Genomic DNA, 18,128 nt, shown 5'->3' on the forward strand with positions numbered 1-18,128 from the left:
ACGAGGGCCCCCGGAAAGTGATCACTTTCCGGGGGCCTTCCTCGTCCGCGCGGGCAAGGTCATATGCTGCATGCCATGACGACTGAGCCGGAGCAGCAGATCGGGGTGGGCACGCAGGACGCGTTCCAGCGTCTGTGGACGCCCCACCGGATGGCCTACATCCAAGGGGAGAACAAGCCGACCGGCCCGGAGGCCGGGGACGGCTGTCCCTTCTGCGGTATTCCGGAGATGTCCGACCAGGACGGCCTGGTGGTGGCGCGGGGCAAGCACGTCTACGCCGTGCTGAACCTCTACCCGTACAACGGCGGCCACCTGATGGTCGTGCCGTACCGGCACGTCGCCGACTACACCGAGCTCGACGCCCCGGAGACCGCCGAGCTGGCCGACCTCACGAAGCGTGCGATGGTGGCGCTCCGCAAGGCCTCGGGGGCGCACGGGTTCAACATCGGCATGAACCAGGGCGCGGCCGCCGGCGCCGGCATCGCCGCGCACCTGCACCAGCACATCGTGCCCCGCTGGGGCGGGGACACGAACTTCATGCCGGTGGTCGGCCACACCAAGGTGCTGCCCCAACTCCTCGCCGACACCCGCCAGATGCTCGCCGACGCCTGGCCCGTCGGCTGATCGGGCGCCGGTCAGGCGCTGTCCGGGTGTGACGCGCGCCAGGTGCCGAGCACCGCGTCGACGTCGAACTCGGTCAGGCCCAGGGGCGGCCCCGGCGGCGGCATGCGCAGGGCCGCGCGGATCTTGTCGTTGATCTCCGTGAGGACCGTCCGGGCCTGCCGCTCGGTCCGCGCCGCCAGGGCCGCCTCCAGGGCGTCCTCGGCCTCCTTGCGCAGCGCGAGCGCCGGGGGCAGGACGGCGAAGCCCTCGCGGTGCATCTTCTCCTTGACCCACCACAGGTCGTCGTAGGGTGCGTCGAGCGAGGCCAGGGGCTTGCCGAAGCCCGGCAGCTCCTCGAACTCGCCGCGTGCGGTGGCCTGCCTGATCTGCCGGTCCACGAAAGACTCGAAGTCCACGCCAGGCGGTTTGCGCTCGGTCACGGTCGCCTCCTCCGGTCGTCTCCCCGTCCCTCCACCCTAGCCAGGGCGTGTCCTCGGCCGGCAAGCCGAAAGGCACGCCCTGCGGACACGAGCTAGGCGTCGTACACGTCCGCCTTGCGCGGCGACGGCTCCTGGATGAGACCGCTCATGATCGAGGACCGGTTGGTGAAGCGCTCGGTGTCCACGCCGTTCTCCTCCAGGACCTTGAAGGTCGCCGTGTGGATCGACCTCAGGACCGGGGCCACCGTGCGCAGGGCGTCGTCGGCCATGAACCGGTGGCGCCACATCGAGCTCGCCCAGACGTGGCGCAGGCCGAACGGCTCGGGCAGGACCAGCTTGCCGCCGAAGAAGTCCAGGAGCGGCGGGTACCAGGTCAGCGGTGCCCGTACGGCGAGGCGCACCACCTCCTGGGTGTCCACCAGCGGCAGCGGCTTCTCCACGGTCTCCCAGAAGCGGATGCTCTTGGGCACCTCCACCACCGGGGCCTTGGACTTGGTGGTGAACAGGCCGTGTACGGGGCCCAGGGCGTGCGCGGTGACGTCCACGCGCAGGGTCTTGTAGAGCACGGTGACGGTCACCAGCATGTTGATGATCAGCTGGCCGTCCCAGAGCGGGTACTGGATGCCCAGGTAGTGCCGGTTCCCGGAGTTGAACTGCTGCTCGTTGCAGATCCGGGTGACCTCGTGCGGCTTGACGAGGAAGGCGTCGACGTTCTCCCCGGTGGGGCGGGCCACCTCGGCGGCGCCCTCGCCGACCGGGGTGACGATCCAGTGCTGGATCGCGGCGGGCGGGAAGCCCCCGGTGTGCAACGGGCCCCGCTCCAGCTTGCGCAGCTGGGCGTCGATCGCGCGGATGACGTCCCAGGCCCGGAAGGGATGGATCTCCCTGGCCTCGTCCTTCGGGGCGAGCTCCTCGGCCATCTGCCAGTTGCCCCAGCGGGTGCCCATGCCGAGGATGCCCTTGGGGCCGGCGTAGAAGACCTGGTTGCTGCGGTCCTCCGCGGTGAGCTTGGCCAGCTGGTGGCGCAGGTCCTCACGGGCCTTCTCGTCGGGGTTGCCGGGCACGGCCTCCGGGATCTTGGCGGCGACCCCGCCGCCGGACAGCAGCCCGTCCCAGCGCTCCCGCAGGTCACGGGCGGTCGACTCGCAGGTGCGGCGGGCGAGCAGCCAGCCCAGCGCGGGCGCGATGATCATGCCGCGGGCGTAGAGGCCGAGGAAGCCGGTGAGCGGCAGCCTGAACATCAGGACCGCCACCACGAGGCCGACGCCCACCAGGAGCACGGTGCCCAGCCAGGAGTGCTTGCCCTCCTTCGAGGCCAGGGACTTGCGGATCTGGAAGAGGCCCAGCCACAGCAGCAGCCCGGGCAGGAACAGCACACCGCAGACCAGCATGATCAGCCGGAGCCTGCGGTCGCGCTCCTTGCGGATCCGCGACGCGGCCAGGCAGTGCTCCACGACCGTCTGCGGGTCGGCGCCGAAGGACTGGATGAGCGGCTTGCGGCCGGCCCCCAGGGTGCGCGCCTCGACGGCCCGGCAGAAGGCCTCGCCGAGGCTGGGCTCGAAGAGCGAGAGCTTCGGGGGCTTCACCGTGGCCGGGTGGTTCTCGCTGTTGGCCCCGAGTATCGCGTCGAGCTTGCTGTCCTTGCCGCCGTCACGGTACGCGGCCGAGGCGAGGGCGTTGGTCGCCGCCGTCTGCCCCCCGCCGTTCTGCAGTGGAATCTGCGCGCCGGGCCTGAAGTCGAATCCGTCGTCCGCCACCGCTGCCCCCCTCGCTGTGCGTTCCTGCTCTTTTGGTGCGCCGACGAGCCTATCGGCGGATCCCGCCCCATGGTCATGGGACAGGGAAATGCCGCCCACCGCAAGACGGTTGGGCGGGCGGCACCCCGTGCTACTCCAACTAGGTTCCCTTCTCCGCCTGTTCACGCACCTTCTCCGCGATCTGCGGCGGCATGGGCTCGTGCCGGGCGTAGGCGCGGGCGAAGCGGCCCGTGCCGTGCGAGACGGAGCGCAGCTCGACGGCGTAGCGGCCGATCTCGATCTCCGGGATCTCGGCGCGGACCCGGGTACGCCCGGACCCGGCCTGGTCGGTGCCCACGACCCGTCCGCGGCGGCCGGCGAGATCGCTCATGACGGGCCCGACGTACTCGTCGGGGATCAGGACGTCGAGCTCGGCGACCGGTTCGAGCAGGTCGATGCGGGCCTCGGCGGCGGCCTCGCGCAGGGCGAGGGCGCCGGCGGTCTGGAAGGCGGCGTCCGAGGAGTCCACCGAGTGCGCCTTGCCGTCGAGGAGGGTGATGCGTACGTCGACCAGCGGATAGCCCGCCGCGACCCCGCGGGCGGCCTGGCTGCGCACGCCCTTCTCCACGGACGGGATGAACTGCCGGGGTACGGAACCGCCGACGACCTTGTCGACGAACTCGATGCCGCTGCCGGGCGGGAGCGGCTCCACCTCGATCTCGCAGATGGCGAACTGGCCGTGGCCGCCGGACTGTTTGACGTGCCGGCCGCGGCCGGCCGCCTTGGCGCCGAAGGTCTCGCGCAGGCTCACCTTGTGGGGGACGGGATCGACCTGGACGCCGTAGCGGGTGCGCAGCCGCTCCAGGGCGACGTCCTGATGGGCCTCGCCGAGGCTCCACAGGACGACCTGGTGGGTGTGCGGGTTCTGCTCCAGCCGCATGGTGGGGTCCTCGGCGACGAGCCGGGCCAGCCCCTGCGAGAGCTTGTCCTCGTCGGCCTTGCTGTGCGCCTCGATGGCGAGGGGCAGCAGGGGGTCGGGCATCGTCCAGGGCGCCATGAGGAGCGGGTCGTCCTTGGCGGAGAGGGTGTCGCCGGTCTCCGCCCGGCTCAGTTTGGCCACGCAGGCCAGGTCGCCGGCGATGCACCGGCCGAGGACGCGCTGCTGTTTGCCGAAGGGGGAGGTGAGGGTGCCGATCCGCTCGTCGACGTCGTGGTCCTCGTGCCCGCGGTCGGCGAGGCCGTGCCCGCTGACGTGGACGGTCTCCTCGGGGTTCAGGGTGCCGGAGAAGATGCGCACGAGGGAGACGCGGCCGACGTAGGGGTCGGAGGAGGTCTTGACGACCTCGGCGACCAGGGGCCCGGCGGGATCACAGGTGACCTCGGGGCGGGCGGAGCCGTCGGGACGGGTGACCGCGACGGCGGGGCGCTCCAGGGGCGTCGGGAAGCCGCCGGTGATCAGTTCGAGGAGTTCCACGGTGCCCAGGCCCTGCCGGGCGCCGTCGGCGGCGGGCGCGGCCATCAGGACGGGGTGGAAAGTGCCGCGGGCGACGGCGCGCTCCAGGTCGTCGACGAGGGTCTTCAGGTCGATGTCCTCGCCGCCGAGGTAGCGGTCCATGAGGGTCTCGTCCTCGCTCTCGGCGATGATCCCCTCGATGAGGCGCGAGCGGGCCTCGGCGATGAGGGCCAGCTCGGCAGGGTCCGGGTCGCGCTCCACGCGCTCGCCGGAGGTGTACTCGTACACGCGCTGCGAGAGCAGGCCGAGCAGGCCGGTGACGGGGGAGTGCCCGTCCGGGCCGGCGGGGCCGTGCAGGGGGAGGTACAGGGGGATGACCGCGTCGGGGTCGTCGGCGCCGAAGATCTCGCCGCAGACGGTGGTCATCTGCGTGTAGTCGGAGCGGGCGGCCTCCAGGTGGGTCACGACGATGGCGCGGGGCATGCCGACGGCCTCGCACTCGTCCCAGACCATGCGGGTGGCGCCGTCGATCCCGTCCGAGGCCGAGACGACGAAAAGGGCCGCGTCCGCCGCGCGCAGACCGGCCCTGAGTTCCCCGACGAAGTCGGCGTATCCGGGGGTGTCCAAGATGTTGATCTTGATCCCGTCCCATTCGACGGGGACGAGGGAGAGCTGGATGGAGCGTTGGCGTCGGTGTTCGATCTCGTCGTAGTCGGAGACGGTGCCGCCGTCCTCGACCCGACCTGCCCGGTTGACCGCTCCGGCGGTCAGGGCGAGGGCTTCGACCAGCGTGGTCTTGCCGGATCCGCTGTGGCCGACCAGCACGACGTTCCGTATGGAAGAGGGGCGGTCGGCCGTCAGTGCCCTGCCGGCGGCTCCGGCTTGGTGTGATGTGGCTCCCATGGTGCTCGTGCCTCCCGGTGGTGACGGTGAGGAGGGTGGGTTCCTTGTCCCCGCGCATGAGGAATGCGCGGTTCTACGAGCTTTGCACTGCTGTCACATCGCGTCCATACGTCGTACCGGGGACGTACGGGGGACGTACCGGGGCCGTACCCGTGACGCACGGGCGGCGGTCCACGGCATGAAGAACGCCTTACGGGCGAGAACCGGTGGGTGCGCGGCGTTCCGGCGGCGGCGTGCTGGCTACGATGGGCCAGCCGGTGGCCGTGGTGGCCGTGCGGCCCAGCGACCCTCCGGGAAGGCCATGCTGAACAAGTACGCGCGTGCATTCTTCACGCGTGTTCTCACGCCATTCGCCGCATTTCTGCTCCGGCGGGGGGTGAGCCCGGACGCGGTCACCCTGATCGGCACGGCCGGAGTGGTGGCGGGCGCGCTGGTCTTCTTCCCCCGCGGGGAGTTCTTCTGGGGCACCATCACCATCACCCTCTTCGTCTTCTCCGACCTCGTCGACGGGAACATGGCCCGCCAGGCCGGGATCTCCAGCCGGTGGGGCGCCTTCCTCGACTCCACCCTCGACCGGGTGGCCGACGCGGCGATCTTCGGCGGCCTCGCCCTCTGGTACGCGGGCTCCGGCAACGACAACGCGCTGTGCGCGGTCGCGATCTTCTGCCTGGCCAGCGGCCAGGTGGTGTCGTACACCAAGGCGCGCGGCGAGTCGATCGGGCTGCCGGTGGCCGTCAACGGGCTCATCGAACGCGCCGAGCGCCTGGTGATCTCGCTGGTCGCGGCCGGCCTGTCCGGACTGCAGACCTTCGGGGTGCCGTCCTGGATCGGCGTCCTCCTGCCGATCGCCCTGTGGGTGGTCGCCGCCGGTTCGCTCGTCACGCTGATCCAGCGCGTGGTCACCGTACGGCGCGAGTCCGCCGAGGCCGACGCCGCGGCCGCGGCCGCCGAGGGCGGCGCCGCCTGATGGGTACCGCACAGGACAAGCTGGTCGACGGGCTGTACGGGCTCGGCTGGGCCGGGGTCAAGAAGCTGCCCGAGCCCGCCGCGGTGGCCCTGGGCCGCCGGATCGCGGACTTCGCGTGGAAGCGCCGCGGAAAGAGCGTGCTGCGGCTGGAGTCGAACCTGGCCCGGGTGGTGCCCGACGCAGGTCCGGAGCGGCTGCGCGAGCTGTCCAAGGCCGGCATGCGCTCGTACATGCGGTACTGGATGGAGTCCTTCCGGCTGCCGACCATGGACCCGAAGCGGTTCGGCACGGACGTCGAGTTCCAGGACGAGCACCTCCTGCGCGAGGCCCTCGCCTCGGGGCGCGGGGTCGTCGTCGCCCTGCCGCACCTCGCCAACTGGGACCTCGCCGGGGCCTGGGCCATCGGCCACATCGGGGTGCCGTTCACCACGGTCGCCGAGCGGCTCAAGCCCGAGACCCTCTACGACCGCTTCGTGGCCTACCGGGAGAGCCTGGGCATGGAGGTCCTGCCGCACAGCGGCGGCGCCGCCTTCGGCACCCTCGCCCGGCGGCTGCGCTCCGGCGGCCTGGTCTGCCTGGTGGCGGACCGGGACCTGTCGGCCTCCGGGGTCGAGGTGGACTTCTTCGGCGCGAAGGCGCGCATGCCCGCCGGGCCGGCGCTGCTGGCCCAGCAGACCGGCGCGGTGCTGCTCCCCGCGACCCTGCACTACGGCGACACGCCGAAGATGTACGGCCGGATCCACCCCGAGGTCGAGGTCCCCAGGACCGGGACCCGGACCGAGAAGACCACCGTCATGACCCAGGCGGTGGCGGACGCCTTCGCGTGGGGCATCGCCGAGCACCCGGAGGACTGGCACATGCTGCAGCGGCTCTGGCTGGAAGACCTGGAAGACCAGGGGGAGCGCGCGCAGTGAAGATCGGCATCGTGTGCCCGTACTCGTGGGACGTGCCGGGCGGCGTCCAGTTCCACATCCGGGACCTCGCCGAGCACCTGATCGGCCTCGGCCACGAGGTGTCCGTGCTGGCCCCGGCCGACGACGAGACCCCGCTGCCGCCGTACGTGGTCTCCGCCGGGCGGGCCGTGCCCGTCCCGTACAACGGGTCCGTGGCCCGGCTGAACTTCGGATTCCTGTCAGCCGCCCGGGTCCGGCGCTGGCTGCACGACGGCACCTTCGACGTGATCCACATCCACGAGCCGGCCTCGCCCTCGCTGGGACTGCTGTCCTGCTGGGCGGCGCAGGGGCCGATCGTGGCCACCTTCCACACCTCGAACCCGCGTTCCCGGGCCATGATCGCCGCGTACCCGATCCTGCAGCCCGCGCTGGAGAAGATCAGCGCGCGGATCGCGGTGAGCGAGTACGCGCGGCGCACGCTGGTGGAGCACCTGGGCGGGGACGCGGTCGTGATCCCGAACGGCGTGGACGTGGACTTCTTCGCGAAGGCCGAAACGAACCCCGACTGGAGCGGGCAGACCCTGGGCTTCATCGGCCGCATCGACGAGCCGCGCAAGGGCCTGCCCGTGCTGATGGCCGCCTTCCCCAAGATCGTGGAGGCCTGCCCGGACGTACGGCTGCTGGTCGCGGGCCGCGGCGACGAGGAGGAGGCGGTGGCCTCCCTCCCCGCGGAGCTGCGGGAGCGCGTCGAGTTCCTCGGCATGGTCTCCGACGAGGACAAGGCGAGGCTGCTGCGCAGCGTCGACGTGTACGTGGCCCCGAACACGGGCGGCGAGAGCTTCGGCATCATCCTGGTCGAGGCCCTGTCGGCGGGCGCGGCGGTGCTGGCCTCCGACCTGGACGCCTTCGCGCAGGTCCTGGACCAGGGCGGGGCCGGCGACCTCTTCGCCAACGAGAACCCGGACTCCCTGGCGGCCGGGGCGATCGCCCTGCTGCGGGACCCGGAGCGCCGGGCGCGGCTCAGCGCCAGCGGCTCGGCGCACGTGCGCCGCTTCGACTGGTCGACGGTCGGGGCGGACATCCTGGCGGTCTACGAGACGGTCACGGACGGCGCGGCGGCGGTCGGCGCCGACGAACGCGTCCCGCTCCGCACCCGCCTGGGCTTCTCGAAGGACACCACGGCCTCCTGACCGGCCCCGGCCCCACCGCCCCGCCCCGCCCCGGCGGGGCGGTCCGGTTCTCCCGGTGCGGCCCGTGACGCCGGTGGCGCCACATCCGCGGCGAGGGCCGATGGCAGGCGGGGAGGCCTGGAGCGGTAGGGTCGCGCAGCGTGATCGAAACCCTTGTCTGGATCGCCCTGGCCCTGGCTGTCATCGGCGTCTACCTCAGCTGGACCGCCGGCAGGCTGGACCGGCTGCACTCGCGGATGGACGCCGCGCGGGCCGCGCTCGACGCACAGCTCGTCCGGCGGGCCTCGGTGGCGCTGGAGGTGGCCACCTCCGGGGCGCTCGACCCCGCCTCCTCGCTCGTGCTGTACGAGGCCGCGCACGCGGCCCGGCAGGCCGAGGAGGACCACCGCGAGGTCGCCGAGAGCGAGCTGAGCCAGGCCCTGCGGGCCGTCTTCGCCGACGCGGACCAGGTCGAGGTGCTGAAGGCCGCTCCCGGCGGGGCGCAGGCCACCGAGGAGCTGGCGGCGGCCGTGCGCCGGGTCCCGATGGCCCGGCGCTTCCACAACGACGCCGTACGGGCCGCCCGCGCGCTGCGCCGCCACCGCAAGGTCCGCTGGTTCAGACTGGCCGGACACGCACCGTTCCCGCTGGCCTTCGAAATGGACGACGAGCCCCCGGCGGACCTCGCGGACCGGCCCACGTAGGTCGTGTCTTGTCGATCAGCCCGGCCTGACCGAAAGGCACGGTCTGGGTGCCGGTCGACCCCCACCAGGGCCACGAGGGACAAATGAAAGAGCCACTGGCTCCATATTGGCCCTTGTAGTGGACTGATCCTTTGGGGTTTCCTCTGCGGGAGTAGTACCCGTCTTCCTTTCGAGTGAGGTCAATCCGTGAGCACGCTTCCCACCTCCCCCCAGTCCGCCGAGTCGGCGATCGGCACCTCGCGCGTCAAGCGCGGCATGGCCGAGCAGCTCAAGGGCGGCGTGATCATGGACGTGGTCAACGCCGAGCAGGCGAAGATCGCCGAGGACGCCGGCGCGGTGGCCGTCATGGCCCTGGAGCGGGTTCCGGCCGACATCCGCAAGGACGGCGGCGTCGCGCGCATGTCCGACCCGAACATGATCGAAGAGATCATCGAGGCCGTGTCCATCCCCGTGATGGCCAAGTCCCGCATCGGTCACTTCGTCGAGGCCCAGGTCCTGCAGTCCCTCGGCGTCGACTACATCGACGAGTCCGAGGTCCTGACCCCGGCCGACGAGGTCAACCACTCCGACAAGTGGGCGTTCACCACCCCCTTCGTCTGTGGCGCCACCAACCTGGGCGAGGCCCTGCGCCGCATCGCCGAGGGCGCGGCCATGATCCGCTCGAAGGGCGAGGCCGGCACCGGCAACGTCGTCGAGGCCGTCCGCCACCTGCGCCAGATCAAGAACGAGATCGCCAAGCTGCGCGGCTTCGACAACAACGAGCTGTACGCCGCCGCCAAGGAGCTGCGCGCCCCGTACGAGCTCGTCAAGGAGGTCGCCGAGCTGGGCAAGCTCCCCGTGGTGCTGTTCTCCGCCGGTGGCGTCGCCACCCCGGCCGACGCCGCCCTGATGCGCCAGCTCGGTGCCGAGGGTGTCTTCGTCGGCTCCGGCATCTTCAAGTCGGGCGACCCGGCCAAGCGCGCCGCCGCCATCGTGAAGGCCACCACCTTCTTCGACGACCCGAAGATCATCGCGGACGCCTCCCGCAACCTGGGCGAGGCCATGGTCGGCATCAACTGCGACACCCTCCCCGAGGCCGAGCGCTACGCCAACCGCGGCTGGTAGTCCCGACATGACGAACACCCCCGTGATCGGTGTCCTGGCCCTCCAGGGCGACGTACGGGAGCACCTGATCGCCCTGGCCGCGGCGGACGCCGTGGCCAGGCCGGTCCGGCGCCCCGAGGAGCTGGCCGAGGTCGACGCCCTGGTGATCCCCGGCGGCGAGTCCACGACGATGTCGAAGCTCGCCGTGCTCTTCGGCATGCTGGAGCCGCTGCGCGAGCGCGTGGCGGCGGGCATGCCCGTGTACGGCACGTGCGCCGGCATGATCATGCTGGCGGACAAGCTCCTCGACGGCCGTGAGGACCAGGAGACCCTGGGCGGCATCGACATGATCGTGCGCCGCAACGCCTTCGGCCGTCAGAACGAGTCCTTCGAGGCGAAGATCGACTTCACGGGCATCGAGGGCGGCCCGGTCGAGGGCGTCTTCATCCGCGCCCCGTGGGTCGAGTCCGTCGGCGGCGCCGCCGAGGTGCTCGCCACCTATGACGGCCACACGGTCGCCGTGCGCCAGGGCAACGTGCTGGCGACCTCGTTCCACCCCGAACTGACCGGCGACGACCGCGTCCACGCGTACTTCGTCGACATGGTGCGCGCCGGGCTGTGACGAGCTCCCGGTAGGATCGGGGACGAACACTGTTGGTTACGCGAAGGAGACAGGCGGATGTCCGGCCACTCTAAATGGGCTACGACGAAGCACAAGAAGGCCGTGATCGATGCCAAGCGCGGCAAGCTCTTCGCGAAGCTGATCAAGAACATCGAGGTCGCGGCGCGTATGGGCGGTGCCGACATCGACGGCAACCCGACGCTCTTCGACGCGGTCCAGAAGGCCAAGAAGCAGTCGGTTCCGAACAAGAACATCGACTCCGCGGTCAAGCGCGGCGGCGGCCTCGAGGCCGGCGGCGCCGACTACGAGACGATCATGTACGAGGGCTACGGTCCCAACGGTGTCGCGGTGCTCATCGAGTGCCTCACCGACAACCGCAACCGCGCCGCCTCCGACGTCCGCGTCGCCATGACCCGCAACGGCGGCTCGATGGCCGACCCGGGCTCGGTCTCGTACCTGTTCAACCGCAAGGGCGTCATCATCCTGCCCAAGGCCGAGCTGAGCGAGGACGACGTCCTCGGCGCGGTCCTGGAGGCCGGTGCCGAAGAGGTCAACGACAACGGCGACACCTTCGAGATCATCAGCGAGGCCACCGACCTGGTCGCGGTCCGCACCGCGCTCCAGGAAGCCGGCATCGACTACGACTCGGCGGACTCCAGCTTCGTCCCGACCATGCAGGTCGAACTCGACGAAGAGGGCGCCCGCAAGATCTTCAAGCTGATCGACGCGCTGGAGGACAGCGACGACGTCCAGAACGTCTTCGCCAACTTCGACGTCTCGGACGAGGTCATGGAGAAGGTCGACGCGTAACGCTGCCGCGCACTGAGCGCAACCGGCGGGCCGACAGGACACACCCTGTCGGCCCGCCGTCGCATTGTCAGTGCGGGCGGATAGCCTGACGGCGTCAACCGGGTGTGCGCCCGTCTTCGGACCACAACCATCAATCGAGCAGCCACGACGGTGCTCGGCCACCGCCGCGGGAGCGGCGGCGGTCCAGCCGCAGAAGGGGGCGCGGTGCGGGTACTGGGCGTGGACCCGGGGCTGACACGGTGCGGTGTCGGCGTCGTCGAGGGCGTGGCCGGCCGTCCCCTCACCATGCTCGGGGTGGGGGTCGTACGGACGCCCGCGGACGCGGAGCTGGGAGACCGGCTCGTCGCCGTCGAGCGGGGCATCGAGGAATGGCTCGACACGCACCGGCCGGAGATCGTCGCCGTGGAGCGGGTCTTCAGCCAGCACAACGTCAGCACGGTGATGGGCACCGCCCAGGCGAGCGCCGTCGCCATGCTGTGCGCCGCCCGCCGCGGTATACCGGTCGCCCTGCACACCCCCAGCGAGGTCAAGGCCGCCGTCACCGGCAGCGGCCGCGCCGACAAGGCCCAGGTCGGCGCGATGGTCACCCGCCTGCTGCGGCTGGCCGAACCGCCCAAGCCCGCCGACGCCGCCGACGCCCTCGCCCTCGCCATCTGCCACATCTGGCGGGCCCCCGCCCAGAACCGCCTCCAGCAGGCGGTCGCCCAGCACGCCTCGAAAGGCCGTACCCGATGATCGCCTTCGTCAGCGGCGCGGTCGCCGCGCTCACCCCCACCCTCGCCGTGATCGAGGTCGGGGGAGTGGGCATGGCCGTGCACTGCACGCCGAACACCATCGCCGGCCTGCGGACGGGCGAGCAGGCCCGGCTGGCCACCTCCCTGGTCGTCCGGGAGGACTCGCTGACCCTGTACGGCTTCGCCGACGACGACGAGCGCCAGGTCTTCGAGCTCCTCCAGACCGCGAGCGGCGTCGGACCGCGCGTGGCGCAGGCGATGCTCGGAGTGCACAGCCCGGACGCCCTGCGCACGGCCTTCGCCGCCGGGGACGCCAAGGCGCTGACCGCGGTGCCGGGCATCGGGCCGAAGGGCGCGCAGAAGCTGCTGCTGGAGCTCAAGGGCAAGCTGGGCGCCCCCGCCCCGGTGGTGGGCGCACAGCGCGCGGTCGCGTCGGGGCCCGCACCCTGGACCGAGCAGCTCTCGGCCGCCCTGATCGGCCTCGGCTACGCGTCGCGGGAGGCGGACGAGGCGGTCGAGGCGGTGACCCCGCAGGCGGAGGCGGCCATCGCCGCCGGCGGCTCGGCCCCCGTCCCGCAGCTGCTGCGGGCGGCCCTGCAGTCCCTGAACCGGGCCCGCTGACGCCGCCGACGCCGCGGCGCGGGACCGGTATGGCCGCGGCGGGGCCCGGATCGACCACCGCAACGACGTAGAAGGCAGACTGAACACCGTGAACTGGGACGACGAGAGCGACGACCGGATCGTGGCGGCCGCCGCCGACGGGGAGGACACCGCCGTCGAGGCGGCCCTGCGCCCCAAGGACCTCGGGGAGTTCGTCGGCCAGGAGAAGGTCCGCCAGCAGCTCGACCTGGTCCTGAAGGCGGCCAGGCAGCGCGGGGCCACCGCGGACCACGTCCTGCTGTCCGGCGCGCCCGGACTCGGCAAGACCACCCTCTCCATGATCATCGCGGCCGAGATGGGGGCGCCCATCCGGATCACCTCCGGCCCCGCCATCCAGCACGCCGGCGACCTCGCGGCCATCCTCTCCTCCCTCCAGGAGGGCGAGGTCCTCTTCCTCGACGAGATCCACCGCATGTCCCGGCCCGCCGAGGAGATGCTCTACATGGCCATGGAGGACTTCCGCGTCGACGTGATCGTCGGCAAGGGGCCCGGGGCCACCGCGATCCCGCTGGAGCTGCCGCCCTTCACCCTGGTCGGCGCCACCACCCGGGCCGGACTGCTGCCCCCGCCGCTGCGGGACCGCTTCGGCTTCACCGGCCACATGGAGTTCTACGCGCCCGAGGAGCTGGAGCGCGTCGTCCACCGCTCCGCCCGCCTCCTCGACGTGGAGATCGACACCGACGGCGCCGCCGAGATCGCCGGGCGCTCCCGCGGCACCCCGCGCATCGCCAACCGGCTGCTGCGCCGCGTGCGCGACTACGCACAGGTGCGGGCCGACGGCGTGATCAACCGCGAGGTGGCCGCCACCGCCCTCCAGGTGTACGAGGTGGACGCCCGAGGGCTCGACCGACTGGATCGCGCCGTTCTGGAGGCCCTCCTCAAGCTGTTCGGCGGCGGCCCCGTCGGGCTCTCCACGCTCGCCGTGGCGGTGGGGGAGGAACGGGAGACCGTCGAGGAGGTCGCGGAACCCTTCCTGGTCCGCGAAGGCCTGCTCGCCCGTACCCCCAGGGGGCGGGTCGCGACCCCCGCCGCATGGGCTCACCTGGGGCTTGTCGCGCCGCAGCACGGCGGAAGTGGATCAACGGGGCAACAGGGCTTGTTCGGGGCCTGACGGCGCGGAGGTTCGCCCCCTCAGGAACTGCGGTGCCATGCTGGGCGTTGTTCCATCGGTGCGGACTCGCCTAGACTCCGCCGATGCCGACCCTTCGGGTCGGCGTGCCCACCCCCGTAGAAAAGGCCGCCGTCCGCGTGCGGTCGTGCGAAGGATTTCCGTCCCGTGAATCTCGTGACACTCCTCCCGTTCATCGCGATCATCGCGGCGATGTTCCTGATGACCCGCTCCGCGAAGAAGAAGCAGCAGCAGGCCGCGCAGATGCGCGACCAGATGACGCCCGGCACGGGCGTCCGCACCATCGGCGGCATGTACGCCACGGTGAAGGAGATCGGCGACGACACGGTCACCCTCGAGGTGGCTCCCGGCGTCCACGCGATCTACGCGAAGAACGCCATCGGCGCCGTCCTGGAGGACGCGGAGTACAACCGCATCGTCCACGGCATCGACGACGTGACGACCGACACGCCGGCCGTCCCGGACGACGCGTCCTCCCTCACCGAGGCCCCGAAGACGGACCTCGGCAAGGGCGAGGACGAGGCGCCGAAGCTGGACCTGGGCAAGAAGGACGGGCCCACCGGCGACGACGAGCCCAAGGACGGCAAGAACGACGGCGAGGCCGGCGCGAAGTAGCGCGCGGCCGGGGACCGTGCGGGCGCCTGACCGGCGGTCGGCGCGGTCCCCGTCAGTGACACTTCTGCGGGGGGCAGGGGTCCCCACCACACATTTCGTGGCCGTCCGCGCGCTGACCCGGCGCGGGGCGGTTGGACAGGGAGAAACGACAAGGTGGCAGCACCGAAGAAGGGCCGGCGGCCCACGGGGGCTCAGGGGAGGCCGGGGCGTGCCCTGGCGATCATCCTGATCGCGATGGTGGCGCTCACCGTGGGGATGTTCATCTCCAAGCAGACGACTCCCCGGCTGGGCATCGACCTCGCCGGCGGCACGAGCATCACGCTCAAGGCCAAGAGCGAGCCCGGCAAAGAGAACGCCGTCAACGAGACCAACATGAACACGGCGGTCGGCATCATCGAGCGCCGCGTCAACGGACTCGGCGTCTCCGAGGCCGAGGTCCAGACGCAGGGACGCGACCACATCATCGTCAACATCCCCAAGGGGATGAACGAGAAGCAGGCGCGCGAGCAGGTCGGCACCACCGCCCAGCTCTACTTCCGCCCGGTCATCGCGTTCGCGGACGGCGCCCCCGCCGCTCCCGAGGGCGCCCAGAGCCCGAGCCCCACCGCGAGCGGCTCCGGCGCTCCCAAGGCCCAGGACGGGAACAAGACCAGCCCGTCCGCCACCCCGTCGTCCAGCGCCACTTCCCAGGGCCGCGCGCTCAGCGAGGGCCTCAAGGCCCCGAACGCGCCCACTCCCACGCCGTCGGCGAGCGAGTCGAAGAAGGCAGACGACAAGGCGGCCCCGTCGCCGTCCGCGAGCGCCCCCGCGCCCGACCCGGCCGCCGCGGACCTGCAGGCCAAGTTCGCCGCGCTCGACTGCACCAACGAGGCGCAGCGCGCGAACGTGGGCAAGGGCGTCAAGCCCACCGACCCGACGCTCGCCTGCGGCCAGCGCGGTGAGCAGTGGGGCAAGTGGCTCCTCGGACCCGCCGCGGTCGAGGGCAAGGACGTGAAGAGCGCCAAGGGCGAGATCGACCCGCAGTCGGGTCAGTGGATCGTCACGATGAACTTCAACGACCACGGCGCGGACGCCTTCGCCAAGGTCACCGGCGAGCTGGCGGCCAAGCAGATGCCGCAGAACCAGTTCGCGATCGTCCTCGACGGCGACGTCATCTCCGACCCGTCCGTCAGCACGGCGATCACCGGCGGCAACGCGCAGATCTCCGGCGGCTTCAACCAGCAGTCCGCGCAGGACCTGGGCAACATGCTCTCGTACGGCGCCCTGCCGCTGTCCTTCCAGGAGGACAGCGTCACCACCGTCACCGCCGCGCTCGGCGGCGAGCAGCTGCGGGCCGGCCTGATCGCCGGTGCGATCGGCCTCCTCCTCGTGGTCGTCTACCTGCTGGTCTACTACCGCGGCCTGGCCTTCATCGCGATCGTCAGCCTCCTGGTCTCCGCGATCCTGACCTACACGATCATGGCGCTGCTCGGGAAGGGCATCGGCTTCGCGCTGAACCTGCCGGCCGTCTGCGGTGCGATCGTCGCCATCGGTATCACCGCGGACTCGTTCATCGTGTACTTCGAACGCATCCGCGACGAGATCCGCGAGGGCCGCACCCTGCGTCCGGCCGTCGAGCGCGCCTGGCCGCGCGCCCGCCGCACGATCCTGGTCTCCGACTTCGTGTCGTTCCTCGCCGCCGCGGTGCTGTTCATCGTCACCGTCGGCAAGGTGCAGGGCTTCGCCTTCACCCTGGGTCTGACCACCCTGCTCGACGTGGTCGTGGTGTTCCTCTTCACCAAGCCCGTGATGACGCTGCTGGCGCGTACGAAGTTCTTCTCCAGCGGTCACCCGTGGTCCGGGCTGGACCCGAAGCGGCTGGGCGCCAAGCCCCCGCTGCGCAGCTCCCGCCGTACCGCCGGCGCCCCCGCCCCCGTCGAAGCAAAGGAGGCGTGAGAGATGTCGAAGCTGGGAGATCTCGGCGCCAAGCTGTACCGCGGTGAGGTCGGCTACGACTTCGTCGGCAAGCGCTTTCTCTGGTACGGCGTTTCCATCCTGATCACCATCACGGCGATCGTGGCCCTGGCCGTTCAGGGCCTCAACATGGGCATCGAGTTCAAGGGCGGAGCCGTCTTCACCACCCCGAAGACGACCTCCTCGGTCGCCAAGGTCACGGAGGACGCGGAGAAGGCCTCCGGCCACGACGCGATCGTCCAGGAGCTCGGCACCGGCGGCATGCGCATCCAGATCTCCGGTCTGGACACCGACGCCGCGGCCGACGTGAAGAAGGAACTGGCCACCGACCTCAAGGTCACCGAGGCCGACATCAACGCCGACCTGGTCGGCCCCAGCTGGGGCGAGCAGATCGCGAACAAGGCCTGGACCGGCCTCGGCGTCTTCATGGTCCTCGTGGTGATCTACCTCGCCATCGCCTTCGAGTGGCGCATGGCCGTCGCCGCGCTGATCGCCCTGATCCACGACCTCACCATCACCGTCGGCGTGTACGCGCTCGTCGGCTTCGAGGTCACCCCGGGCACCGTCATCGGTCTGCTGACCATCCTCGGTTACTCCCTCTACGACACCGTCGTCGTCTTCGACGGACTGAAGGAGGGCTCGAAGGACATCACCAAGCAGACCCGCTACACCTTCAGCGAGATCGCCAACCGCAGCATCAACGGCACCCTGGTCCGTTCGATCAACACCACGGTCGTGGCGCTGCTCCCGGTCGCGGCCCTGCTGTTCATCGGCGGCGGCTTCCTGGGCGCCGGCATGCTGAACGACATCTCGCTGTCGCTGTTCGTCGGCCTCGCCGCCGGTGCGTACTCCTCGATCTTCATCGCGACCCCGCTGGTCGTGGACCTCAAGGAGCGCGAGCCGGCCATGAAGGCGCTGAAGAAGCGGGTGCTCGCCAAGCGCGCGTCCGCCGCGGCCAAGGGCGAGTCCGCGGACGACGCCATCGGCTCGGGCGACGAGCCGCAGGTCGTCTCGCAGGGTCGGCAGCAGCCGGGGCGGCGACGTTGACCGCTGCGCTGTCCGACGACGTACGGACCCTCCTGCTCAGCCGCATCAAGGACGTGGCGGACTACCCGAAGCCGGGCGTGATGTTCAAGGACATCACCCCGCTGCTGGCGGACCCCGAGGCGTTCGGCGCCCTGACCGGCGCGCTGGTGGAGCTGGCCGGGCGGTACGGCGCGACGAAGATCGTCGGGCTGGAGGCGCGCGGGTTCATCCTCGCGGCCCCGGTGGCGGTGCAGGCCGGGATCGGCTTCGTGCCGGTCCGCAAGGCCGGCAAGCTGCCGGGCGCGACGCTCGCGCAGTCGTACGAGCTGGAGTACGGCACGGCGGAGATCGAGGTCCACGCCGAGGACCTGACGACCGGTGACCGGGTCATGGTCATCGACGACGTGCTGGCCACCGGCGGCACGGCGGAGGCCTCCCTCTCGCTGATCCGGCGGGCCGGGGCCGAGGTCGCCGGCGTGGCGGTCCTGATGGAGCTGTCGTTCCTGCCGGGCCGGGCCAAGCTGGCCGGGGCCCTGGCAGGGGCCCCGCTGGACGCGCTGATCGTGGTCTGACCGCGACCACCCCGTGCGGCACGGCGGGCATCCGGGACCTCCCGGGTGCCCGCCGT

General features: G+C 71.3%; 18 protein-coding genes. 15 read left to right on the top strand and 3 right to left on the bottom strand.

Annotated elements, in window-relative coordinates; all coding sequences use genetic code 11:
• Nucleotides 1-63: 63 nt before the first annotated feature.
• Nucleotides 64-624: an HIT family protein gene (locus IG86_RS0120820; protein WP_030830117.1), complete on the top strand. Its 561-nt coding sequence runs from the start codon at nucleotides 64-66 to the stop codon at nucleotides 622-624.
• 11 nt (nucleotides 625-635) lie between these two features.
• Here the strand turns inward: IG86_RS0120820 and IG86_RS0120825 are convergent, their stop codons facing one another.
• The 3 genes from IG86_RS0120825 to IG86_RS0120835 all read right to left on the bottom strand — a co-directional run bounded on the left by IG86_RS0120825 (nucleotide 636) and on the right by IG86_RS0120835 (nucleotide 5,135).
• Entirely contained in the window at nucleotides 636-1,043 is a 408-nt protein-coding gene (locus IG86_RS0120825) for a DnaJ family domain-containing protein (RefSeq protein WP_030830119.1), read from the bottom strand.
• A 92-nt stretch (nucleotides 1,044-1,135) separates the two neighbouring features.
• A complete protein-coding gene (locus IG86_RS0120830; protein ID WP_030830121.1) occupies nucleotides 1,136-2,800 on the bottom strand; it encodes a hypothetical protein in 1,665 nt (554 codons plus the stop codon).
• A gap of 139 nt (nucleotides 2,801-2,939) precedes the next feature.
• Nucleotides 2,940-5,135, bottom strand: a complete 2,196-nt coding sequence (locus IG86_RS0120835; protein WP_030830123.1) for an elongation factor G-like protein EF-G2 — start codon at nucleotides 5,133-5,135, stop codon at nucleotides 2,940-2,942.
• 301 nt (nucleotides 5,136-5,436) lie between these two features.
• On the opposite strand from IG86_RS0120835, the gene pgsA reads away from it, so the two are divergent.
• The 14 genes from pgsA to IG86_RS0120905 all read left to right on the top strand — a co-directional run bounded on the left by pgsA (nucleotide 5,437) and on the right by IG86_RS0120905 (nucleotide 18,072).
• Nucleotides 5,437-6,102: a phosphatidylinositol phosphate synthase gene (gene pgsA / locus IG86_RS0120840; RefSeq protein WP_030830126.1), complete on the top strand. Its 666-nt coding sequence runs from the start codon at nucleotides 5,437-5,439 to the stop codon at nucleotides 6,100-6,102.
• The gene (locus tag IG86_RS0120845) at nucleotides 6,102-7,016 is read left to right on the top strand and encodes a phosphatidylinositol mannoside acyltransferase (protein WP_030830128.1); all 915 of its coding nucleotides are present in this window, start codon (nucleotides 6,102-6,104) and stop codon (nucleotides 7,014-7,016) included. Before pgsA ends, IG86_RS0120845 begins: the two co-directional genes overlap by 1 nt.
• Complete coding sequence (locus IG86_RS0120850) at nucleotides 7,013-8,185, top strand: glycosyltransferase family 4 protein (RefSeq protein ID WP_030830132.1); 1,173 nt, start codon at nucleotides 7,013-7,015, stop codon at nucleotides 8,183-8,185. The genes IG86_RS0120845 and IG86_RS0120850 overlap by 4 nt, the downstream gene beginning before the upstream one ends.
• A 140-nt stretch (nucleotides 8,186-8,325) precedes the next feature.
• Complete coding sequence (locus tag IG86_RS0120855; protein WP_030034543.1) at nucleotides 8,326-8,868, top strand: LemA family protein; 543 nt, start codon at nucleotides 8,326-8,328, stop codon at nucleotides 8,866-8,868.
• A 186-nt stretch (nucleotides 8,869-9,054) separates the two neighbouring features.
• Entirely contained in the window at nucleotides 9,055-9,972 is a 918-nt protein-coding gene (pdxS, locus tag IG86_RS0120860) for a pyridoxal 5'-phosphate synthase lyase subunit PdxS (protein ID WP_030656154.1), read from the top strand.
• A gap of 7 nt (nucleotides 9,973-9,979) precedes the next feature.
• The gene (pdxT, locus tag IG86_RS0120865) at nucleotides 9,980-10,573 is read left to right on the top strand and encodes a pyridoxal 5'-phosphate synthase glutaminase subunit PdxT (RefSeq protein WP_030656157.1); all 594 of its coding nucleotides are present in this window, start codon (nucleotides 9,980-9,982) and stop codon (nucleotides 10,571-10,573) included.
• A 57-nt stretch (nucleotides 10,574-10,630) separates the two neighbouring features.
• Nucleotides 10,631-11,383 carry a YebC/PmpR family DNA-binding transcriptional regulator gene (locus tag IG86_RS0120870; RefSeq protein WP_030656159.1) on the top strand — a complete coding sequence of 251 codons (753 nt, stop codon included), beginning with the start codon at nucleotides 10,631-10,633 and terminating at the stop codon, nucleotides 11,381-11,383.
• A 204-nt stretch (nucleotides 11,384-11,587) separates the two neighbouring features.
• Nucleotides 11,588-12,118 (top strand): crossover junction endodeoxyribonuclease RuvC, encoded by a 531-nt coding sequence (gene ruvC / locus IG86_RS0120875; RefSeq protein WP_030830147.1) that lies wholly within the window; start codon nucleotides 11,588-11,590, stop codon nucleotides 12,116-12,118.
• Nucleotides 12,115-12,738: a Holliday junction branch migration protein RuvA gene (ruvA, locus tag IG86_RS0120880; protein WP_030898652.1), complete on the top strand. Its 624-nt coding sequence runs from the start codon at nucleotides 12,115-12,117 to the stop codon at nucleotides 12,736-12,738. The genes ruvC and ruvA overlap by 4 nt, the downstream gene beginning before the upstream one ends.
• Before the next feature lie 88 nt (nucleotides 12,739-12,826).
• Nucleotides 12,827-13,888 (top strand): Holliday junction branch migration DNA helicase RuvB, encoded by a 1,062-nt coding sequence (gene ruvB / locus IG86_RS0120885; protein ID WP_030656164.1) that lies wholly within the window; start codon nucleotides 12,827-12,829, stop codon nucleotides 13,886-13,888.
• Between the two features lie 165 nt (nucleotides 13,889-14,053).
• Nucleotides 14,054-14,521 carry a preprotein translocase subunit YajC gene (yajC, locus tag IG86_RS0120890; RefSeq protein WP_030830152.1) on the top strand — a complete coding sequence of 156 codons (468 nt, stop codon included), beginning with the start codon at nucleotides 14,054-14,056 and terminating at the stop codon, nucleotides 14,519-14,521.
• Between the two features lie 153 nt (nucleotides 14,522-14,674).
• Complete coding sequence (secD, locus tag IG86_RS0120895) at nucleotides 14,675-16,456, top strand: protein translocase subunit SecD (RefSeq protein ID WP_030898654.1); 1,782 nt, start codon at nucleotides 14,675-14,677, stop codon at nucleotides 16,454-16,456.
• Between the two features lie 3 nt (nucleotides 16,457-16,459).
• The gene (gene secF, locus IG86_RS0120900) at nucleotides 16,460-17,521 is read left to right on the top strand and encodes a protein translocase subunit SecF (protein WP_030830158.1); all 1,062 of its coding nucleotides are present in this window, start codon (nucleotides 16,460-16,462) and stop codon (nucleotides 17,519-17,521) included.
• Nucleotides 17,518-18,072: an adenine phosphoribosyltransferase gene (locus IG86_RS0120905; protein WP_030898656.1), complete on the top strand. Its 555-nt coding sequence runs from the start codon at nucleotides 17,518-17,520 to the stop codon at nucleotides 18,070-18,072. The genes secF and IG86_RS0120905 overlap by 4 nt, the downstream gene beginning before the upstream one ends.
• Nucleotides 18,073-18,128 lie beyond the last annotated feature (56 nt).

The sequence above is a fragment of the Streptomyces virginiae genome (assembly GCF_000720455.1).
In the GTDB taxonomy this organism is placed as follows: domain Bacteria; phylum Actinomycetota; class Actinomycetes; order Streptomycetales; family Streptomycetaceae; genus Streptomyces; species Streptomyces virginiae.